The sequence below is a fragment of the Advenella sp. S44 genome (assembly GCF_002810445.1).
In the GTDB taxonomy this organism is placed as follows: Bacteria; Pseudomonadota; Gammaproteobacteria; order Burkholderiales; family Burkholderiaceae_B; genus Advenella.
Genome location: NZ_NEXS01000003.1, coordinates 204,480 through 220,505 on the forward strand (window position 1 = coordinate 204,480; position 16,026 = coordinate 220,505).

The 16,026-nt window shown below is 56.7% G+C and carries 16 protein-coding genes; 10 read left to right on the plus strand and 6 right to left on the minus strand.

Annotation, left to right across the window (positions count from 1 at the left end; translation table 11 throughout):
- The first annotated feature begins 6 nt into the window (after positions 1-6).
- Positions 7-843: a fumarylacetoacetate hydrolase family protein gene (locus CAP48_RS04980; RefSeq protein WP_100696610.1), complete on the plus strand. Its 837-nt coding sequence runs from the start codon at positions 7-9 to the stop codon at positions 841-843.
- Between the two features lie 232 nt (positions 844-1,075).
- Here the strand turns inward: CAP48_RS04980 and nadE are convergent, their stop codons facing one another.
- The 6 genes from nadE to phoB form a co-directional block, all read right to left on the minus strand.
- Entirely contained in the window at positions 1,076-1,942 is an 867-nt protein-coding gene (nadE, locus tag CAP48_RS04985; RefSeq protein WP_100694924.1) for an NAD(+) synthase, read from the minus strand.
- Between the two features lie 144 nt (positions 1,943-2,086).
- Positions 2,087-2,839, minus strand: coding sequence for a LamB/YcsF family protein (locus CAP48_RS04990; RefSeq protein ID WP_100694925.1), 753 nt, complete (start codon positions 2,837-2,839; stop codon positions 2,087-2,089).
- Between the two features lie 114 nt (positions 2,840-2,953).
- Positions 2,954-3,982 (minus strand): biotin-dependent carboxyltransferase family protein, encoded by a 1,029-nt coding sequence (locus tag CAP48_RS04995; protein ID WP_100694926.1) that lies wholly within the window; start codon positions 3,980-3,982, stop codon positions 2,954-2,956.
- A 9-nt stretch (positions 3,983-3,991) separates the two neighbouring features.
- Positions 3,992-4,750 carry a 5-oxoprolinase subunit PxpB gene (gene pxpB, locus CAP48_RS05000; protein ID WP_100694927.1) on the minus strand — a complete coding sequence of 253 codons (759 nt, stop codon included), beginning with the start codon at positions 4,748-4,750 and terminating at the stop codon, positions 3,992-3,994.
- A 142-nt stretch (positions 4,751-4,892) separates the two neighbouring features.
- A complete protein-coding gene (gene phoR, locus CAP48_RS05005) occupies positions 4,893-6,233 on the minus strand; it encodes a phosphate regulon sensor histidine kinase PhoR (RefSeq protein WP_100694928.1) in 1,341 nt (446 codons plus the stop codon).
- A gap of 129 nt (positions 6,234-6,362) precedes the next feature.
- Positions 6,363-7,058, minus strand: a complete 696-nt coding sequence (gene phoB, locus CAP48_RS05010; protein WP_100694929.1) for a phosphate regulon transcriptional regulator PhoB — start codon at positions 7,056-7,058, stop codon at positions 6,363-6,365.
- 118 nt (positions 7,059-7,176) lie between these two features.
- Here phoB and ubiE point away from each other — a divergent pair, with 118 nt between their 5' ends.
- From ubiE to CAP48_RS05055, 9 genes are all read left to right on the plus strand, one after another.
- On the plus strand, positions 7,177-7,944 hold the full coding sequence (gene ubiE, locus CAP48_RS05015) for a bifunctional demethylmenaquinone methyltransferase/2-methoxy-6-polyprenyl-1,4-benzoquinol methylase UbiE (RefSeq protein WP_100694930.1): 768 nt from the start codon (positions 7,177-7,179) through the stop codon (positions 7,942-7,944).
- Positions 7,945-8,112: 168 nt separating this feature from the next.
- A complete protein-coding gene (locus CAP48_RS05020; RefSeq protein ID WP_100694931.1) occupies positions 8,113-9,111 on the plus strand; it encodes a Tim44 domain-containing protein in 999 nt (332 codons plus the stop codon).
- A 214-nt stretch (positions 9,112-9,325) separates the two neighbouring features.
- Positions 9,326-10,114 carry an ABC transporter ATP-binding protein gene (locus CAP48_RS05025; protein ID WP_100694932.1) on the plus strand — a complete coding sequence of 263 codons (789 nt, stop codon included), beginning with the start codon at positions 9,326-9,328 and terminating at the stop codon, positions 10,112-10,114.
- A gap of 196 nt (positions 10,115-10,310) precedes the next feature.
- Positions 10,311-11,309 (plus strand): ABC transporter substrate-binding protein, encoded by a 999-nt coding sequence (locus tag CAP48_RS05030; RefSeq protein WP_100694933.1) that lies wholly within the window; start codon positions 10,311-10,313, stop codon positions 11,307-11,309.
- On the plus strand, positions 11,306-12,079 hold the full coding sequence (locus CAP48_RS05035) for an ABC transporter permease (protein WP_100694934.1): 774 nt from the start codon (positions 11,306-11,308) through the stop codon (positions 12,077-12,079). The genes CAP48_RS05030 and CAP48_RS05035 overlap by 4 nt, the downstream gene beginning before the upstream one ends.
- A 53-nt stretch (positions 12,080-12,132) precedes the next feature.
- Positions 12,133-12,972 carry a transporter substrate-binding domain-containing protein gene (locus tag CAP48_RS05040; protein ID WP_100694935.1) on the plus strand — a complete coding sequence of 280 codons (840 nt, stop codon included), beginning with the start codon at positions 12,133-12,135 and terminating at the stop codon, positions 12,970-12,972.
- Positions 12,973-13,263: 291 nt separating this feature from the next.
- On the plus strand, positions 13,264-13,893 hold the full coding sequence (locus CAP48_RS05045) for an SCP2 domain-containing protein (protein ID WP_100694936.1): 630 nt from the start codon (positions 13,264-13,266) through the stop codon (positions 13,891-13,893).
- Entirely contained in the window at positions 13,890-15,461 is a 1,572-nt protein-coding gene (ubiB, locus tag CAP48_RS05050; protein WP_242444339.1) for a ubiquinone biosynthesis regulatory protein kinase UbiB, read from the plus strand. The genes CAP48_RS05045 and ubiB overlap by 4 nt, the downstream gene beginning before the upstream one ends.
- Positions 15,461-15,955 carry an adenylyltransferase/cytidyltransferase family protein gene (locus CAP48_RS05055; RefSeq protein WP_369806325.1) on the plus strand — a complete coding sequence of 165 codons (495 nt, stop codon included), beginning with the start codon at positions 15,461-15,463 and terminating at the stop codon, positions 15,953-15,955. Before ubiB ends, CAP48_RS05055 begins: the two co-directional genes overlap by 1 nt.
- Positions 15,956-16,026 lie beyond the last annotated feature (71 nt).

A 16,026-nucleotide genomic window follows, 5' to 3' on the forward strand; every position in this document is an offset into this window, starting at 1 on the left:
AAGAAATTGAAATTATTGCGTTATGGCCCGAAGGGGGCAGAAAGACCTGGTGTGCTGGATGCCAAAGGGATGATCCGCGATTTATCCGGTGTTATTTCCGACTTGACTGTCCAACAGTTGGTGCCCCAAGCGATGGACACTCTGCGCTCCATCGATATTGACGCTCTACCCGAAGTTCCGGATGGGGTCCGGTTGGGTGTTCCATACACAGGCATGCGCAAGTTCATTTGCATAGGGTTAAATTACCGCGATCATGCAGAAGAGTCCGGACAACCAGTGCCCAAAGAGCCCATCATCTTTACCAAGTGGACTAGCTGCGTGCAGGGCGCCAACGACCCTATCGAGCTTCCCCTGAACTCCAAGAAAACGGACTGGGAAGTAGAGCTTGGCGTAGTAATTGGGAAAAAAGCGAAGTGTATTGAACCTCAGGATGCTGCGCAATACATTGCAGGTTATTGTGTTGTCAATGATATTTCGGAACGCGAATATCAGCTGGAGAAAAGCGGTCAGTGGGATATTGGCAAGGGATGTGACACTTTTGGTCCGATTGGGCCTTGGCTCGTCAGTTCGGACGAGATTCCTGATGCGCAAGCGCTGAGTTTATGGCTTGAGGTAAATGGTAAACAGTTCCAGAATAGCAATACGGAACAAATGGTTTTTGATGTGAATCATCTGATCAGCTATGTCAGCCGTTTTACGACTTTAGAACCTGGTGATCTTATTTCTACAGGCACTCCGCCAGGCGTCGGGCTCGGCCAAAAGCCGCCCGTTTATTTGAATAGGGGAGACATAATCACATTGGGTATTCAAGGTTTGGGCCAACAACGTCAGGAAGTGAACTGATTTAGTTGCGCGGTGTCAGGCTACTCAACTACTTTTTTTGTAGCTGTTTTGTCCACTATAGAACGATAGTCGGACAGGCGGCTTCAGGGTCAATATATGTCCAGAGCCGGACGCGCGCTCGTTCTTTACGATCATCAGCGCGCTGACAGTAGCGTCGTCCGTTGATGGTTCGTTAGTACTCGGCATGATTGACGAGTTCTTTATTACGCATGAAGGCGATTTCTTGTATCGCTCAAACCGACGCGTCCGTTTCCCGCAGGCTGACTACCGGCGGCAATTGCAGGCGTTTAAAGGCGCTCTTGTTGGCCAGATCCGACACCCTGGCAAAAAGTGCGTCCTGCTCCGATTTGGGCACTTTATCGTCCAGGATTTCCTGGGCGAGTGCGCCTTCATTCACCGTTCCGAAAAGCACCTGCAATACCGGATCCAGGATGTCGTAATCGGGCAGGTTGTCAGAATCCTTCTGGCCCGGGGCAAGCTCTGCTGACGGCGCCTTGTCGATGATCGCCTGTGGAACCACTTGCCTGCCGGCGCTTGTGTTCATATGGCGGGCAAGCGCGTAGACCTCGGTTTTGTACAGGTCGCCGATCAGGTTCAGGCCGCCGCAGGTGTCTCCATACAACGTGCAGTATCCTACCGACGCTTCGGACTTGTTACCTGTGGAAAGGACAAGATGTCCATTCATATTGGAGTAGGTCATTAGTACAATGCCTCGCGCCCGTGCCTGCAGATTCTCCAGGGCCACGCCGCTGGCAGGCGCTCCCAGGCTGGCTTGCATCGTGTCCGAGACCTGGGTGACGATATCCATGATTGGACATGTGAGCAGTTCAACGCCCAGGCCTTCGCACAACTGAATGGAATCCTGCACGCTGCCCTTGCTGGAATAGGACGAGGGCATGGTGATCGCCGTGACATTGTCGCCACCGATCGCCTGTGCAGCCAGGGCGATCGTGATGGCGCTGTCAAGGCCCCCGGAACTGCCGACCAGCACTTTGGTAAAACCGTTATCGGCCAGATAATTGCGCAGACTGGTGCTGATGCGCTCTTGGTAGCGTTGCAGAACAATGGGTTCAATGGACGGGTTCTGATTCGTACTCATGAAGGATTCCTTTTGGCAGCGAGTGACAGGCCGGGTGGCATGTCCAAGGCCTGGTGATTTTTTGTTTGCGAAAATCCGCCTGTTCGCTGTATCCGAGGCGGCATCGCGGGATCTGGAGTGCAGGGAAATCGTGCGCCCATTGTCTTAAAGGGCCATCAGCAGGCCTTCTTTTTCAAAGACGGCATGGATTTGGCGCGCAAACTCCAGCGCATGAACGCCGTCGCCATGCAGGCATAGCGTATCGGCTTCGATTGTTACCTTTTTTCCCGACTGGGTAATCACATATCCTTCTCTTACCATAGTGAGGGCTTGCGCGACCGACGTTTCAACGTCTTCGATCAGCGCGCCGGGCTGATTGCGCGGCATCAGCGTGCCGTCATCCTGGTAGGAGCGGTCGGCAAAGACCTCCTGCATTACGTTAAGGCCCAGGCCGCGGGCAATCTCTGCCTGTTTGCTGCCGGCCAGGGCAAACAGTGTCAGTTGCGAGTCGACATCCAGCACCGCCTGCGCGATGGCTGCCGCCAGCTCTGCATGGTTGGCTGACATGTTATACAAGGCACCGTGTGCTTTCACGTGATAAAGCCTGCCGCCTTGGGAGCGGGCGACGGCGGCAAGGGCGCCGACCTGTACCACGATCAGGTCATAGGCCTGGGCGGGGGTGAGCGCAAAGGGGCGTCGCCCGAATCCCCGTATATCGTCCAGGCCGGGGTGTGCGCCTGGCTTGACGCCTTGCTGCAGCGCCAGCTGCATGGTGCGACGCATCGTATGCGCGTCGCCTGCGTGAAAACCACAGGCGATGTTGGCCGAAGTCACATAGGGCATGATGGCAGCGTCATCGCCCATGGTCCAGGCGCCGAAACTTTCGCCCATATCACAATTGAGATCGATTTTTTTCATACGTCTATTCCATGAGCCAGAGGCAGGTGAAAACACAGAAATCATACTGGCATTCTATACCTAACGGTCTGGCAAATAGCGCCAGTGGCCTGACGCCGTGTGTATGGGATCAACTTATGTCTGCTGCGAAAAAGCGGCAGCAATTTGTGTGGCCAGCGGATCAAGGGCCTGGTGTAATTGCTCGAACAAGGCTTCGCGGTCCTGGAAGATCCGTTGCGCCTGACCCAGGCTGATCAGTGACAGATGCAGCGTCTCACCAGGCAAACAGCGCGCCAGAACAGGCAGGTCGACGCTGGCGACATTGGCGATTTTGGGATAGCCGCCGGTGGTCTGGCGATCGGCCATCAGGATGATAGGAAGCCCGTCTGGCGGGATCTGAATGGTGCCAAAAGCGGTAGGTTCGGAAAGAATCTGCAGGTCGGGTTCCGGTTGCAGCGAGGGGCCTTGCAGGCGATAGCCCATGCGATCGGAGTTCGCGGTGATGGTATAGGAGCCGTTAAGAAATCGGTTTTGTTGTCTGGTGTTAAACAGCATCCAGTGTGCGCCACGCGTCACCCGGATACGACTTCTGGCGGCCAGCCCGAGCCCCGCGGGCAGATAAATCCGAAAATCGTCCAGAAACTGGGCCAGCGCGCCCACGGCCGGTGTCTGAATGCTCCGGTTAAGGACAAGCGTATCGTCTTTGAGCAGTGCGCGTCCGTGCACGCCGCCCATGCGGCTTTTGAGATCGGTGCTGGCGCTTTCCATGCTGGTGGTCAGCTGTACGCCGCCGGCAATCGCCATGCTTGCCCGGGCGTGTCCCGAGAGCCGGTCCGTCGTGGCAGGGGGTGCATCAATTTGCAGAATCTGGCCGGCGCGGATCAGGTGAGGACGATTGATGGCAAGCGGTTTTTGGTCGCACCGAATCGAAAATGGCGCGCCGCAAACGGCGATGCAGGCGTCCTGGGTGAATTTGATTTGCGGCCCTGAAAGCGTCATTTCCAGTACAGGCAAGGGCTCCCGGTTGCCCACCAGGGCATTGGCCAGCCTGTAGGCGACCTGATCCATGACGCCGCACACCGGCGCGCCATAGGCTTGATAACCGTGGCGGCCGGCATCCTGATACAGCGACAGCGGACCAGGCCTGAGCACCTGCAACGTCATGTTGTTTCCTTATTGCGTATCATGACTTTCCGATTTGATTCGGTCATACTCGTGACGATCAATGGCTTCGAACTGAACCTCGTCGCCCGGCGCATAAAGCGCATAGGGAGCGGTGTCCGGGTCGAACAGGCGCAGCGGTGTCGCGCCGACAATATGCCAGCCCCCCGGCGAATCGTTCGGATAAATAACAGTCTGGCAGTTGGCGATGGCAACCGATCCGGCAGGCAGGCGGTTGCGTGGCGTACTGCGTCGGGCAATGGCAAGACGGCTGTCGGACAGGCCCATGTAGCCCATGCCTGGCGCAAAACCCAGCATGAAAACGCGAACCGGGGCGGCGGTGTGCAACCGGATTACCTCATCGACGGATATTTTGCAATGCTGGGCGATATCAATCAAATCGATGCCCAGTTGCAGGTCATAGCAGACCGGGATACGAATCAGCCGGGTGGCCTGGGCAAGGGCGCCCGCGGTATTGTCAGTGCCCGACTGCCCGGACAGCGGCGCCAGCAGGCCTGTCAGGGTGTTGATCAGGTCTTTGTGTGCAGGCGGATCCGGATAAAAGGGGTGCAGATATACCCCCAATGTGGTGAAGGTGGGCACCAGATCGCTGATGTAGGGCAGACCGGCATGATGAATCAGCTCGGCCGCCTGACGCGCTCGCGCGTTGATGCCCGGATCAATCCGATCGCCGAAGCGGATGATCAGGCAATGATCCCCTTCTGAAGTAAAGGCCCAGGGAGCGGTGGAGTTGACCGTGTGTGAACTCATGCTTTGTGCAAATGCGGTTCGAAAGCGGAACCTGTTAATGTGTGTTCGACACAGTTTATCAGCAATACCGTGGGCGCTGCGCACGGTACGGGTAAAACCTGATGGACCGCAGTGCGGCCTGTCGCGGACTACCGGTCAGCACTCAGGCATCGGCAATCCCGGCCTTTTTGGCGCTACTGTCTTGCGGGTCGTATACCACGGCTTCTGTCGGAAAAACGATCTTGAATGTACTGCCCTTGTTGATCTCGCTATCGATGACCAGCTTGGCGTTATGCCTGATCACAATGTGCTTGGTAATGGCCAGCCCCAGTCCGGTTCCGCCGGAGGCGCGCGAACGGCTTTTGTCCACGCGGTAAAAGCGTTCGGTAATGCGTGGGATATCTTTCTTTTCAATCCCCAGTCCCGTGTCGGTCACGCTAAAGACAGCTTCGCCATGATCGTTGCGGCCCCAGCCGATGGAGACCTTGCCGCCTTCCGGGGTATAGCGTACGGCGTTGGTCAGCAGATTGGTCACGGCAGACGCCAGCTCATTCATCTGTCCGACGACAGCCAGTACCGGATCAACGTCAAACTCAAAGGCGTGCGATTCGCGCGAGATTGACTGGGCCTGTACGGCGGCCTCGTTAATAATGGGCGCCAATTGCACGGTAGTGCCGTCGATAATCTCGGTTGACTCCAGCGTAGACAGGGTAAGCAGGTCGGCTACGATGGCCAGCATGCGTTGCGCCTGCTCGTGCATGAGTACTTCATATTGATTGCGCTGTTCTTTTGTCAATGCGTCGTTCGGAAGATCGCGCATGGTTTCCAGAAAACCGATCAGTACGGTCAGCGGCGTGCGGATTTCATGCGAGACATTGGCGACGAAGTCCCGTTGGGTCGTTTGCAGTTTTTCCAGTTGCGTAATGTCCTGGCACAGCAGCAGATATCCTTCATTGGCGTGCTGGGTAAGCTGAAACTGCAAGGAGCAGACCTGACCGCCGATTTCCTTGCGGCTGCGCAAAGGCCGGCTCCATTGGCGACTTTGCGCGTAATCGAAAAACTCGGGCAGACGAATGATATTGAAGATGTTATAGCCCTTGTCTTTCTCATACACCAGATCCAGAAGTCGCTGGGACTGGGCGTTGCACCATTCGATCTGAAAGGATTTGTCAAGGGTGACGGCTGCGGCGGGTAGGGCCTGGGCTGCCGACAGGACGTTGTTGGTCAGTTCGCGCAGCGCGGTATATTCGTTCTGCCGGCTGCGCACATATTTGTAGATGGGCGTGACAATTTCGTCATAAACGCCCAAGTCGGGCGGCGGCGCGCTGGCAGGCTGGCTGGCCCACTTGCGCGTCAGCTTCTGATGACGCAACTGCCTGGCCTGGTAGGCCAAGCCACAAAGTGCCAGAAACACAACGCCACTGACGCCGCCCGCGAACCACTGGATGCCCAGCGCCAGCGCGACAACAACAAGATAGGCGAGCAAAAGAGTGGAGCGGGGCATGGTTGATTATTTCCTGAACAGCGGGCTATGTGCCAGCCGCCCAACATTGACGAAAAGCCTGGCGCGCCGGCAGTTAACCAGCTTCAATAGCAAACAAACCGGGCCCGGTATACCGGGCCTGTTAGGGAATCAGGCCGGCAGTTTAGAGGTGAAACGATACCCGCTCCCGCGAACAGTTTCAACCAGATTATGATGATTGCTTGGCTCCAGGGCCTTGCGCAGGCGGCGGATGTGCACGTCAACGGTGCGTTCCTCTAGGAACACATGGTCGCCCCAGACCTGGTCGAGCAATTGACCCCGGGTAAATACGCGTTCCGGGTGTGTCATGAAAAAATGCAGCAGGCGAAATTCGGTCGGACCCAGCGGCAGGTTTGCTCCATTGCCCGTGATGCGGTGCGAGACCGGATCTAGCTTGAGACCCGCGATTTCGATTTCGTCGTCAGTCAGTTGAGGCGCACGGCGGCGCAGGACGGCCTTGATGCGCGCCATCAGCTCTTTAGGAGAAAACGGCTTGGTAATGTAATCATCGGCGCCGCTTTCCAGCCCTTCGACCTTGTCGGCTTCCGAACTTTTGGCGGTCAGCATGATGATGGGGATATCGCGCGTACGCTCGCTGCCGCGCAGGTTGCGCGCCAGATTCAGGCCGGAGGAGCCGGGCAGCATCCAGTCCAGCAGAATCAGATCGGGCAGTTCTGCGTTGATCAGTACCTTTGCTTGTTCGGCATCCAGCGCACGCAGCACTTTATGGCCGGCAAAGGACAGGTTGACAGAAATGAGCTCTTGAATTGCGGGTTCGTCTTCAACGACAAGAATTGTGCTGGCCATAATGAAGTAAAATTAAAAAGTCATCCAATTGACATTAACCGGAAATACCAGCCTCAATAGTATTGCCTGATTGTGTCATGTTTGTGACAACCCTGCCTACTTTCAATAAAGATTGCATATGAATTCAGAACGCCCTACGCCGGCCGGGCAATCCGGTACCACGCATTTCGGTTTCCGTACTGTTGATGAACAGGAGAAGGCCGAAAAGGTGGCGCAAGTGTTTCATTCGGTGGCGCAACGCTACGATGTCATGAATGATCTGATGTCCGGCGGCATGCACCGCATTTGGAAGCGCTTTACGATCGGGCGTGCCGCAGTGCGGCCGGGCATGCGAGTGCTGGACATCGCCGGCGGTACTGGCGACTTGGCTCTGGCATTTGCCGCTAAGGTCGGGCCCACCGGTCAGGTGTGGCATACCGATATCAATTCTTCTATGTTACAGGTAGGCCGGGATCGCCTGATTGACCAGGGGGTATTGCTGCCTACCGTGGTTTGCGATGCGGAGCACTTGCCGTTTCCTGATGCGTTCTTTGATGTGGTCACCGTGGCTTTCGGTTTGCGTAACATGACGCACAAGGAGCAGGCCCTGCAACAGATGCAGCGAGTGCTCAAGCCCGGCGGGAAATTGCTGGTGCTGGAGTTTTCCCGGGTGGCGCCGCCACTGGCGCCGGCTTATGACTGGTATTCTTTCAATATTCTTCCATGGCTTGGTAAAAAAGTGGCCGATGATGAAGACAGCTACCGCTATTTGGCAGAATCCATACGCATGCATCCGGATCAGGAAACGTTGGCGCAAATGATGCGTGACGCCGGCCTGCCTCGCGTTAATTATTTCAATCTGACCGCAGGGGTGGTGGCGCTGCACGAAGGGGTCAAGCTGTTCTGACGCCTACAGACGTGGCCGGTCTCTGACCAGGTTGCCTCACGTCCCCACAGAAGGGAACCGCATTTGCGTACCGAAACAATCTTGCTTGCATAATTATTCAGGTTTTTGTAAGATTGGCTTGTTTGCTAATTTATTCATTGTGGGTCAATCCCACCGGAGCAATAATCAATGTTCAAAAAGTGGTCTAAATTTCTTTCAGCTGCGCTGATCGTCGTCTCGTCGGTCAGTCTGCTGACCGTGACCTTTGATGCTGAAGCCCGCCGTATGGGCGGTGGCGGCAGCTTCGGTCGCCAGTCTTCCAACATTATGAAGAATAGGGCTCCGGCCGCACAGGCCCCCAATGCGGTTAATCGCAGTTCAGCAGCGCCAGCCCGCAATTCTGCCAATGCGGGTGCAGCGACTCAGCGCAGTGGATTCTCGCGATTTCTGGGTCCGATAGCCGGCATAGCCGCCGGCCTGGGTATTGCCGCATTGCTGTCCAGCCTTGGGCTGGGCGGCGCGATGCTTGAATTCCTGTCCAGTGCGCTTCTTATTGCCATTGTCATTTTTGGTGTGATGTTTATCGTGCGTCGTTTGCGTGGTGGCCAGGCCCGTCCGGCCTTTCAGGGCCCATCGTCCATGCAGCGTCAAGCCGGCACGCCTGCACCAGGTTCGCGTCATGAGTACACTGCGCCGGCAAGCGCGGGTAATAACAATGGTGGCATGCAACAGCAAGCTGGCCTGTCAGCCACAGACTTTGCCGGCCAAACGCAGGCAGCGACCGACCCCGCAGACAAAAGCTGGTTTATTCCGGGCGATTTTGATACGGCTGCCTTCCTGCAAACAGCCAAGAAGCAGTTCGTTACCATCCAGGGCTTATGGGACACGGGCGATATTGAAGACCTGAAAAACTATCTGACCGAAGACCTGGTTGCAGAGCTGACACCACAAATTACCAGCCGCGCGGGCCAAAGCCAGACAGAGGTGGTGCTGTTGAACGCGGAGTTGCTTGGTATTGAACAGGTCCAGGATGGCCACCTTGCCTCTGTGCGGTTCTCGGGCATGTTGCGCGAAGATGCGCAGGAAGCGGCCTTCCGCTTCGAGGAAGTCTGGAACCTTTACAAGGAAAACAACTCGGGCTGGTTGCTGGCCGGTATTCAGCAGATCCCGGTGGAAAACGCTTCCTGACCGCACCTTTAACGCGATAGTCGGCTACCTGGCCGGCACGGCGGGCGTGATCATGTATCCATGGTCGCGCCCTTTTTGTGTCCGGCGCCTTACCGGTTGATGACTGCCGGCTGCCGATTCTTATTATAACTAATAGCTATATAAAAATAATTACTAATTATTTTTTCTCTTAAGAAGATTTGGTTATAGTGTCCAGTCGTAAAGGGAAAAAATCGTGAATCTTAGCTTCAACAATGTTTATAAGCAGTTCGGTTCGCTTTCGGTTGTTGAAAACTTCAGCGCCGAATTTCGCTCCGGCGAGATCGTTGCGCTGGTGGGACCGTCCGGGTCGGGCAAGTCCACGCTTTTGCATATGGCTGCAGGGCTGGAGGACACGACATCGGGTAATATCAAGACCGATACGCAGCCGGTCATCAAACCGGATCCAAGCCGCACCCTCGTATTTCAGGAGCACGCGCTCTATCCGTGGCTGACAATCAAGCAAAATGTGGCCATGGCGCTGGAGTTTCAGCAAGTGGCCCGCAAGCAGGCCTATGACCGCGCTGCGGCATGGCTGCAAAAAGTGGGGCTGGGCGGCTTCGAAAATTATTATCCCCATCAGGTTTCTGGCGGTATGCGCCAGCGTGCAGCCCTGGCCCGCGCTTTTATAGCCGAGCCGGAAGTGCTTTTGCTGGATGAACCATTTGGCGCGCTGGATGCGCTCACTCGCCTGAGTCTTCAGGATGTGCTGCTTGATCTGGTCGAACAGGCCAGGCCAACCGTCTTGCTGGTCACGCATGATGTCGATGAGGCGCTGTTCCTGGCTGATCGGGTCATGGTGTTCAGTGCAAGGCCCGCTAGCGTGCTGAAGGAGTTTAACTTGACCCATCGGGAACGCTCGCACGATCTATCGGATCTGGCGGCTGAAAAACGCGAGATTCTCAGTCTGCTGGGAATCTCGGTCAAGCATGAAAGCAAGCCCGATGCTCAGCCCGATACCAAGCCTGTCGAAATGACTAGCTGATTGGCCGCAAGGCGATTGCTGCCGCTTTACTGGCGATCGCCTTGGGTTTCGTAATCCCGTAATTCTGTTCCTGTCGTCTTTGGCGGTATCAAGAGGCGCTTGGACTTTCGGATGAAAGGCGATCGAATCGACCTGCGGCTTACGGACCAGAGATGTGCCAATAACAAAAAACATTCAATTTTAGAGAGAATCAGACATGAATATTCGCAAATGGAGTGCATTGCCACTGGTGGCTTCACTATTGCTATCTGGCGCCGCCATGGCGGCCGACAAGCTCAAGGTGGGCTATCTGCGTGTGATGGATGACGCCCAGGCGATGGTCGCGCACGAAGGCGATTTCTACAAAAAGCAGGGACTGGACACAGAGCTGATGGAATTTAAGTCCGGCACTGACCTGATCAAGGCGATTGTCGGCGGCCAGGTCGATGTGGGCGTACTGGGTTTTACCAACGCCATTGCGTGGGCCTCTCGCGGCGCAGACCTGAAGGTTGTGGGCGGCGCTCAGCGCGGCTACCACTCGCTGGTGGTGCGTGATGATGCCGGGATTGACGCTGTGGCCGATCTGAAAGGAAAAACGCTGGCATCCCAGAGCCAGGGCAGTACTGCAGACACCGTGCTGCGCGGCGTGGTGTTCAAGGAAGCCGGACTCAACGAGGGCGATGTCAGCGTGATGGGTGTCAGCCCCGCAGTCGCCGTGCAGTCTTTGGTGGGCAATCGGGTGAACGCGGCGTTCCTGTTCGAACCGTATGACCGTATCGCACAACTGGTTGCACCGGTCAAACAAATCTATGAGGTTGGACAAAGCTGGCCATTCCCGTGCATGGTGGTTATCACTTCCGGCAAAGTGCTGGACAGCCGTAAGGACGATATCTGGAAGGTGCTGGATGCCCAGCAGCAAGCGATCGAGTTGCTGGATAAGCAACCGGGTGAGGCCTCCAAGCTGATTGCCAGTTATTTCATTGCCGAGCCGACGCTCAAGACCCTCAAGCAGGGCGAATTGACGCGTGAGACCGTGATCGAAGAGGCGATCAAGACCCAGGAGTTTACGCCGACTGTCACCGACAAGGACATAGAGCGTATGACCGAACTGGCTCGTATCATGGAGCGCGATGGTTCCCTGAAAACCAAGGATGGCAAGCCATTTGACGTTAGCAGTGTCCTGGATCTTGAATGGCAGAAGGCACGTAAACTGTGAGTAATAACACCCGGATCGGCGGCTTGAAAAAGCCGCTGGCGGTGGTGCTGGCCATCGCTTTCATTCTTCTGGTCTGGCAACTTGTCGCGCTGACACTGCCGGACTTTCTGATGCCTGGCATTTTGCCGGTGCTCGAGCGCCTGTCCGAGAGCATTCGCAGCGGAGAGTTCTATAGTGGTCTGGCTGGATCACTGGCGCGTCTTGGCACCGGCTATGGCATTGCCCTGATTTGCGGCATTGCCTTTGGCCTGCTGGCGGCCAGTCTGAATTTCTTTCGCGAAGTGCTGCGTAATGTGATTGTGATTCTGCAGTCGCTGCCCAGTATTGCCTGGGTTCCGCTGTTTCTGATTATCTGGGGTTTTGGCAACAAACCCATGATTGTCGTAGTGGCGCTGGCGGCTTTTTTTCCGGCGGCACTCAGTGTCATGAACGCCACCGAGTCGGTGCACAAGGTTCATATTTCCGCTGCGCGCGTCATGGGCGCCAGCCGCTGGGGTCTGGTTCGCCGAGTGTACTTGCCTGCGGTTATGCCTGAATTGATCACTGGTGCGCAACTGGCTTTCGGCAACGCGTGGCGCGCCCTGATTTCCGTGGAAATGCTGGTGGACTTTGGCAAGGGCCTGGGCCGCTCGCTGAGCTTTTCGGGCGATACCGGCGATATGACGGGTGTGATGGCCAATATTCTGGTCATCGCCATCCTGGCGGCGCTTATCGATCAGCTGATTCTGGAGCGCATCAAGCATCGCCTGCTGCGTTACCAATACGTCTGAGTCTCAATCATGTCCTGCAAGTGCTGCCTGGGGCAGCGCAGGAAGGTGTGTCCATGACCATTGCGTACGTCCGATTTGTTCTTTTCGGCATGCTGCTGCTTTCAGCCTGCGCCGCGGCGCTCGCGCCCCAATGGGCCCATGCAGCGGCAGCGGACTTGTTCGCTCAGGCTGCGGCCCGGGGCGACTTGCGCGTGGCGGTCACCCACGTAACGCCGCCCGCTGTGCCCGGCGCCAAAGTCAGAACCGCAGACCGGCTTGATGCGCCTGCAATCGCGGCGCTGGCCAAAATCCTGAATCTGCCGGTTAAGCTGATGCAGCTTGCGCCGGCCGAGGCGGCGGCTGCCCTGGCAGAAGGGTCCATTGACCTTGCCCTGTACAGCCTGCCTGCGACGGCGCCCGAGCCGCCCGGGGTGACCCGGGTGCCCACGTCCTATCGCACCTATCCCAAGGCCGTCATTCGCACCGATACCGACATTGACTCCCGGGCCGACCTCAAAGGGCGCACCGTTTGTTTGGCCGGTACTGCCGAGCATGCTGCCTTAGAAGCCACCGCAGCGGGAGCGGTCTTGTTGCCCTTTGCTGTGCCTTCAGATGCGCTGGTGGCGGTGCGCGAGGGCCGGTGTGACCTGGGCCTGATTGACCAGACGGTCTGGCAGCCCTTGATGGATTATCCGGAATGGAAAAAGTTTTCCGCCACCATTGAGCTGTCCGACCACCCGCGTACACTCACCTGGCTGGTGTCGTCTGAACATACGCAGGAAGCGGACTGGCTGCGAGCCAGGATGCAGCAGTGGGACAGTGCCGGACAGTGGGCGTCATTCAGTAAACAGTGGGCCACCGACGTGGCGTTTGACGTCTATCTGGACCAGGAAGTGCCGGACTGCCACGGCTAAGTGGTCGTTGCCTGTGCCAGAACCGTTCGCAGACCCTATTTCAGATCCTGTCTCTGACCTTGTTTAAGATCTTCGCTCAGACTCTGTCTCCTCTCAGACCCTGTCTTAAACCTTATTTGAGATCCGCGCTCAGATCCCCTTCCAGACTTTTTTAAGATCCTCTCTCAGATCGTCGCGCCACTGTTGCCGACATGGCTGCGTCACAATGCAGCGGGCATAAATTTCGGCTGGTCCAGGCACGAAAAGGGTACACTATCGGATTCAGAATCTTGCGTGGTCTACCGGATTTTTATGTTGCTTTCCGCCTTACCTGATCCTAACGTTCCCATCGTGCGCGCCCTGAACCTGCTTCTGGATCGTGAGCCCTGGGCCAAGAAGCGTATCGCCGCGCACGCCGGCAAAACCGTACGCATTCGCATCAGCCGGCTTGACCTGCGATTTACCCTTGGGCATGATGGCGGCCTCGCGCGTGCCGATCCGGCGGTGATTTCCGATGTCGCCCTGACTATCCCTGATAGCCGACTGTCCGAAGTGCCGGCGGCGTTGCGCAATCGGCAAGATCCAGCACAGCTGGCCTCGCTGCTGCATCTGGAAGGAGACGCCAGCCTGGCGCAACTGGTTTCCGAGCTGGCGCGCGATTTGCGCTGGGATTCCGAGCACGAGCTGGCGCGGTTCACCGGCGGCATGCTGTCAAAACAAATTCATTTGCTGCTGCAGCGGGCAATAGTCGGCACCACCGCAATCGCCGGTCGTCTATCGGAGAATGTCAGTGAATACGTCTCTGAAGAAGCCGGCATGGTGCTGGGCAAGCCTGCGCTGCATGCCTGGGAAAATACGCTGCGGACTGCGACCGTGCAACTGGACCAGCTTGACGCAAGGTTGCGGGCGCTTGAAGCGCGACAGCGCAGGAGTGGACGATGATCATGTCCGGCTTGCGCCTATTGCGTATTTTATTCGTGTGCCTGCGCTATGGCCTTGATGAACTGGTGCTCAGCGGGCTCAAGCATCCCATAGCCAGTTTCCTGCTCAAAGTAGTACGGCTGGGTCGTCGCTTTCCACAGCCGCGCGGCGAACGCTTGCGACTTGCGCTCGAGTCGCTGGGGCCGATTTTTATCAAATTCGGGCAAGTGCTCTCTACCCGGCGTGATCTGATTCCGCTGGATATTGCCGATGAGCTGTCGGCCTTGCAGGACCGGGTCCCCCCCTTTCCTTCTGAACAGGCGATGCAAAGCATTCAAAAGGCATTCGGCATGCATCCATCGGAGCTGTTTGCGCTGTTTGAAACCGAACCGGTGGCCTCGGCCTCTGTTGCCCAAGTGCATTTTGCTGTATTGCACGACGGTCGCGAGGTTGCTGTCAAGGTATTGCGACCGGGCATGCTGGCGGTGATCGAGCGCGATCTGTCGCTCATGAGCCTGTTTGCTGGTTTTGTGCAGCGCCTGTTGCCTGACGGTCGTCGCCTGCGGCCCCGGGAAGTGGTCAGCGAATTTGACAAATATCTGCATGACGAACTCGATTTACAGGTAGAGGCGGCCAACTGCAGCCAGCTGCGCCGCAACTTTGAGTCCAACCCGAAACGTGCCGATCTGCTGATGGTGCCCGAAGTGGTCTGGGAATATACCAGCAAGACCGTCATGACCATGGAGCGCATGCACGGTGTGCCAGTCAGCCAGATTGACAAGCTGCAGGCGGCGGGTGTTGATATTAAAAAACTGGCTCGTAACGGCGTGGAGATTTTCTTTACTCAGGTGTTCGAAGACGGTTTTTTTCATGCGGATATGCACCCCGGCAATATTTTTGTCTCGCTGCAGCCGCAAACGCTGGGGCGTTATATCGCGCTCGATTTTGGAATCGTCGGATCCCTGTCTGAGTTTGATAAGAACTACCTGTCTCAAAATTTCCTGGCATTTTTCCGCCGCGATTATCGTCGCGTGGCCCAGTTGCATATTGAATCGGGTTGGGTGCCGGCCAACACCCGCGAGGAAGAACTTGAAGCTGCCGTGCGTTCAGTGTGCGAACCGTATTTTGATCGGAAACTGTCGGAAATCTCACTGGGCCAGGTGTTGCTCAGACTGTTCCAGACTTCGCGTCGCTTCAATGTGGAAATCCAGCCGCAACTGGTGTTGTTGCAGAAAACCCTGTTGAATGTGGAAGGCATGGGTCGTCAACTCGATCCTGATCTTGACCTGTGGCAAACGGCCAAGCCGTTTTTGGAGCGCTGGATGTGGGATCGCATCGGTCCGCGCGCGTTTGTGGCCCAGGTGCGCAAAGAAGCCTCGCAATGGTCGCATTTGCTGCCCGAGATCCCAAGGCTGGTGCATACGCAACTGGCGCGCGAGGACAGCCTGCCTGCCATACGCAAGGAACTGACTCAACTGGGCAAAAGCCATCGCCGCAGCGAACGCATTTTCGTTGTGATGACGCTCATTCTTACGCTGCAGGCCGGACTCATTCTGTGGCTCGTGGCCACTTTGCTGGATTGGCAATAATGAGTATACGTTTCGAAACCCGTATTCTCACCCGACAGCAATGCATTGATGCGGTCCGCAATGGTACATTGCCCAGGCCGCTGGTATTTACCAACGGGGTCTTTGATATTCTGCATCGCGGGCATGTCAGTTATCTGGATGAAGCCGCGCAGCTGGGTGCCAGCCTGGTCGTGGCCGTCAATACCGATGAGTCGGTGCGTCGGCTGGGCAAGGCCCCCGATCGTCCGCTTAACGGCGAGCAGGATCGGCAAGCCATGCTGGCTGCGCTGGCCTGCGTTTCTGCTGCGACGGTATTTGAAGAAGATACCCCTTATGAGCTGATTGAACAGCTGCGTCCCGACATTATCGTCAAGGGGGGAGATTATGACATGGCCAAGCTGCCGGAAACCAAACTGGTGCAAAGCTGGGGCGGCCGCGCTGTGGCCATTCCGTTTCGCTTTCAGCGCTCGACAACGGCACTGGTCAACGCCATCCGGGGCAAAGATACCCGGTAATCATCGGACAGAAAGGCCGTTGCCGCATTCTGCCCTGTGCAGATGCCGCAACGGCCTTTCTGTCTCTTTTG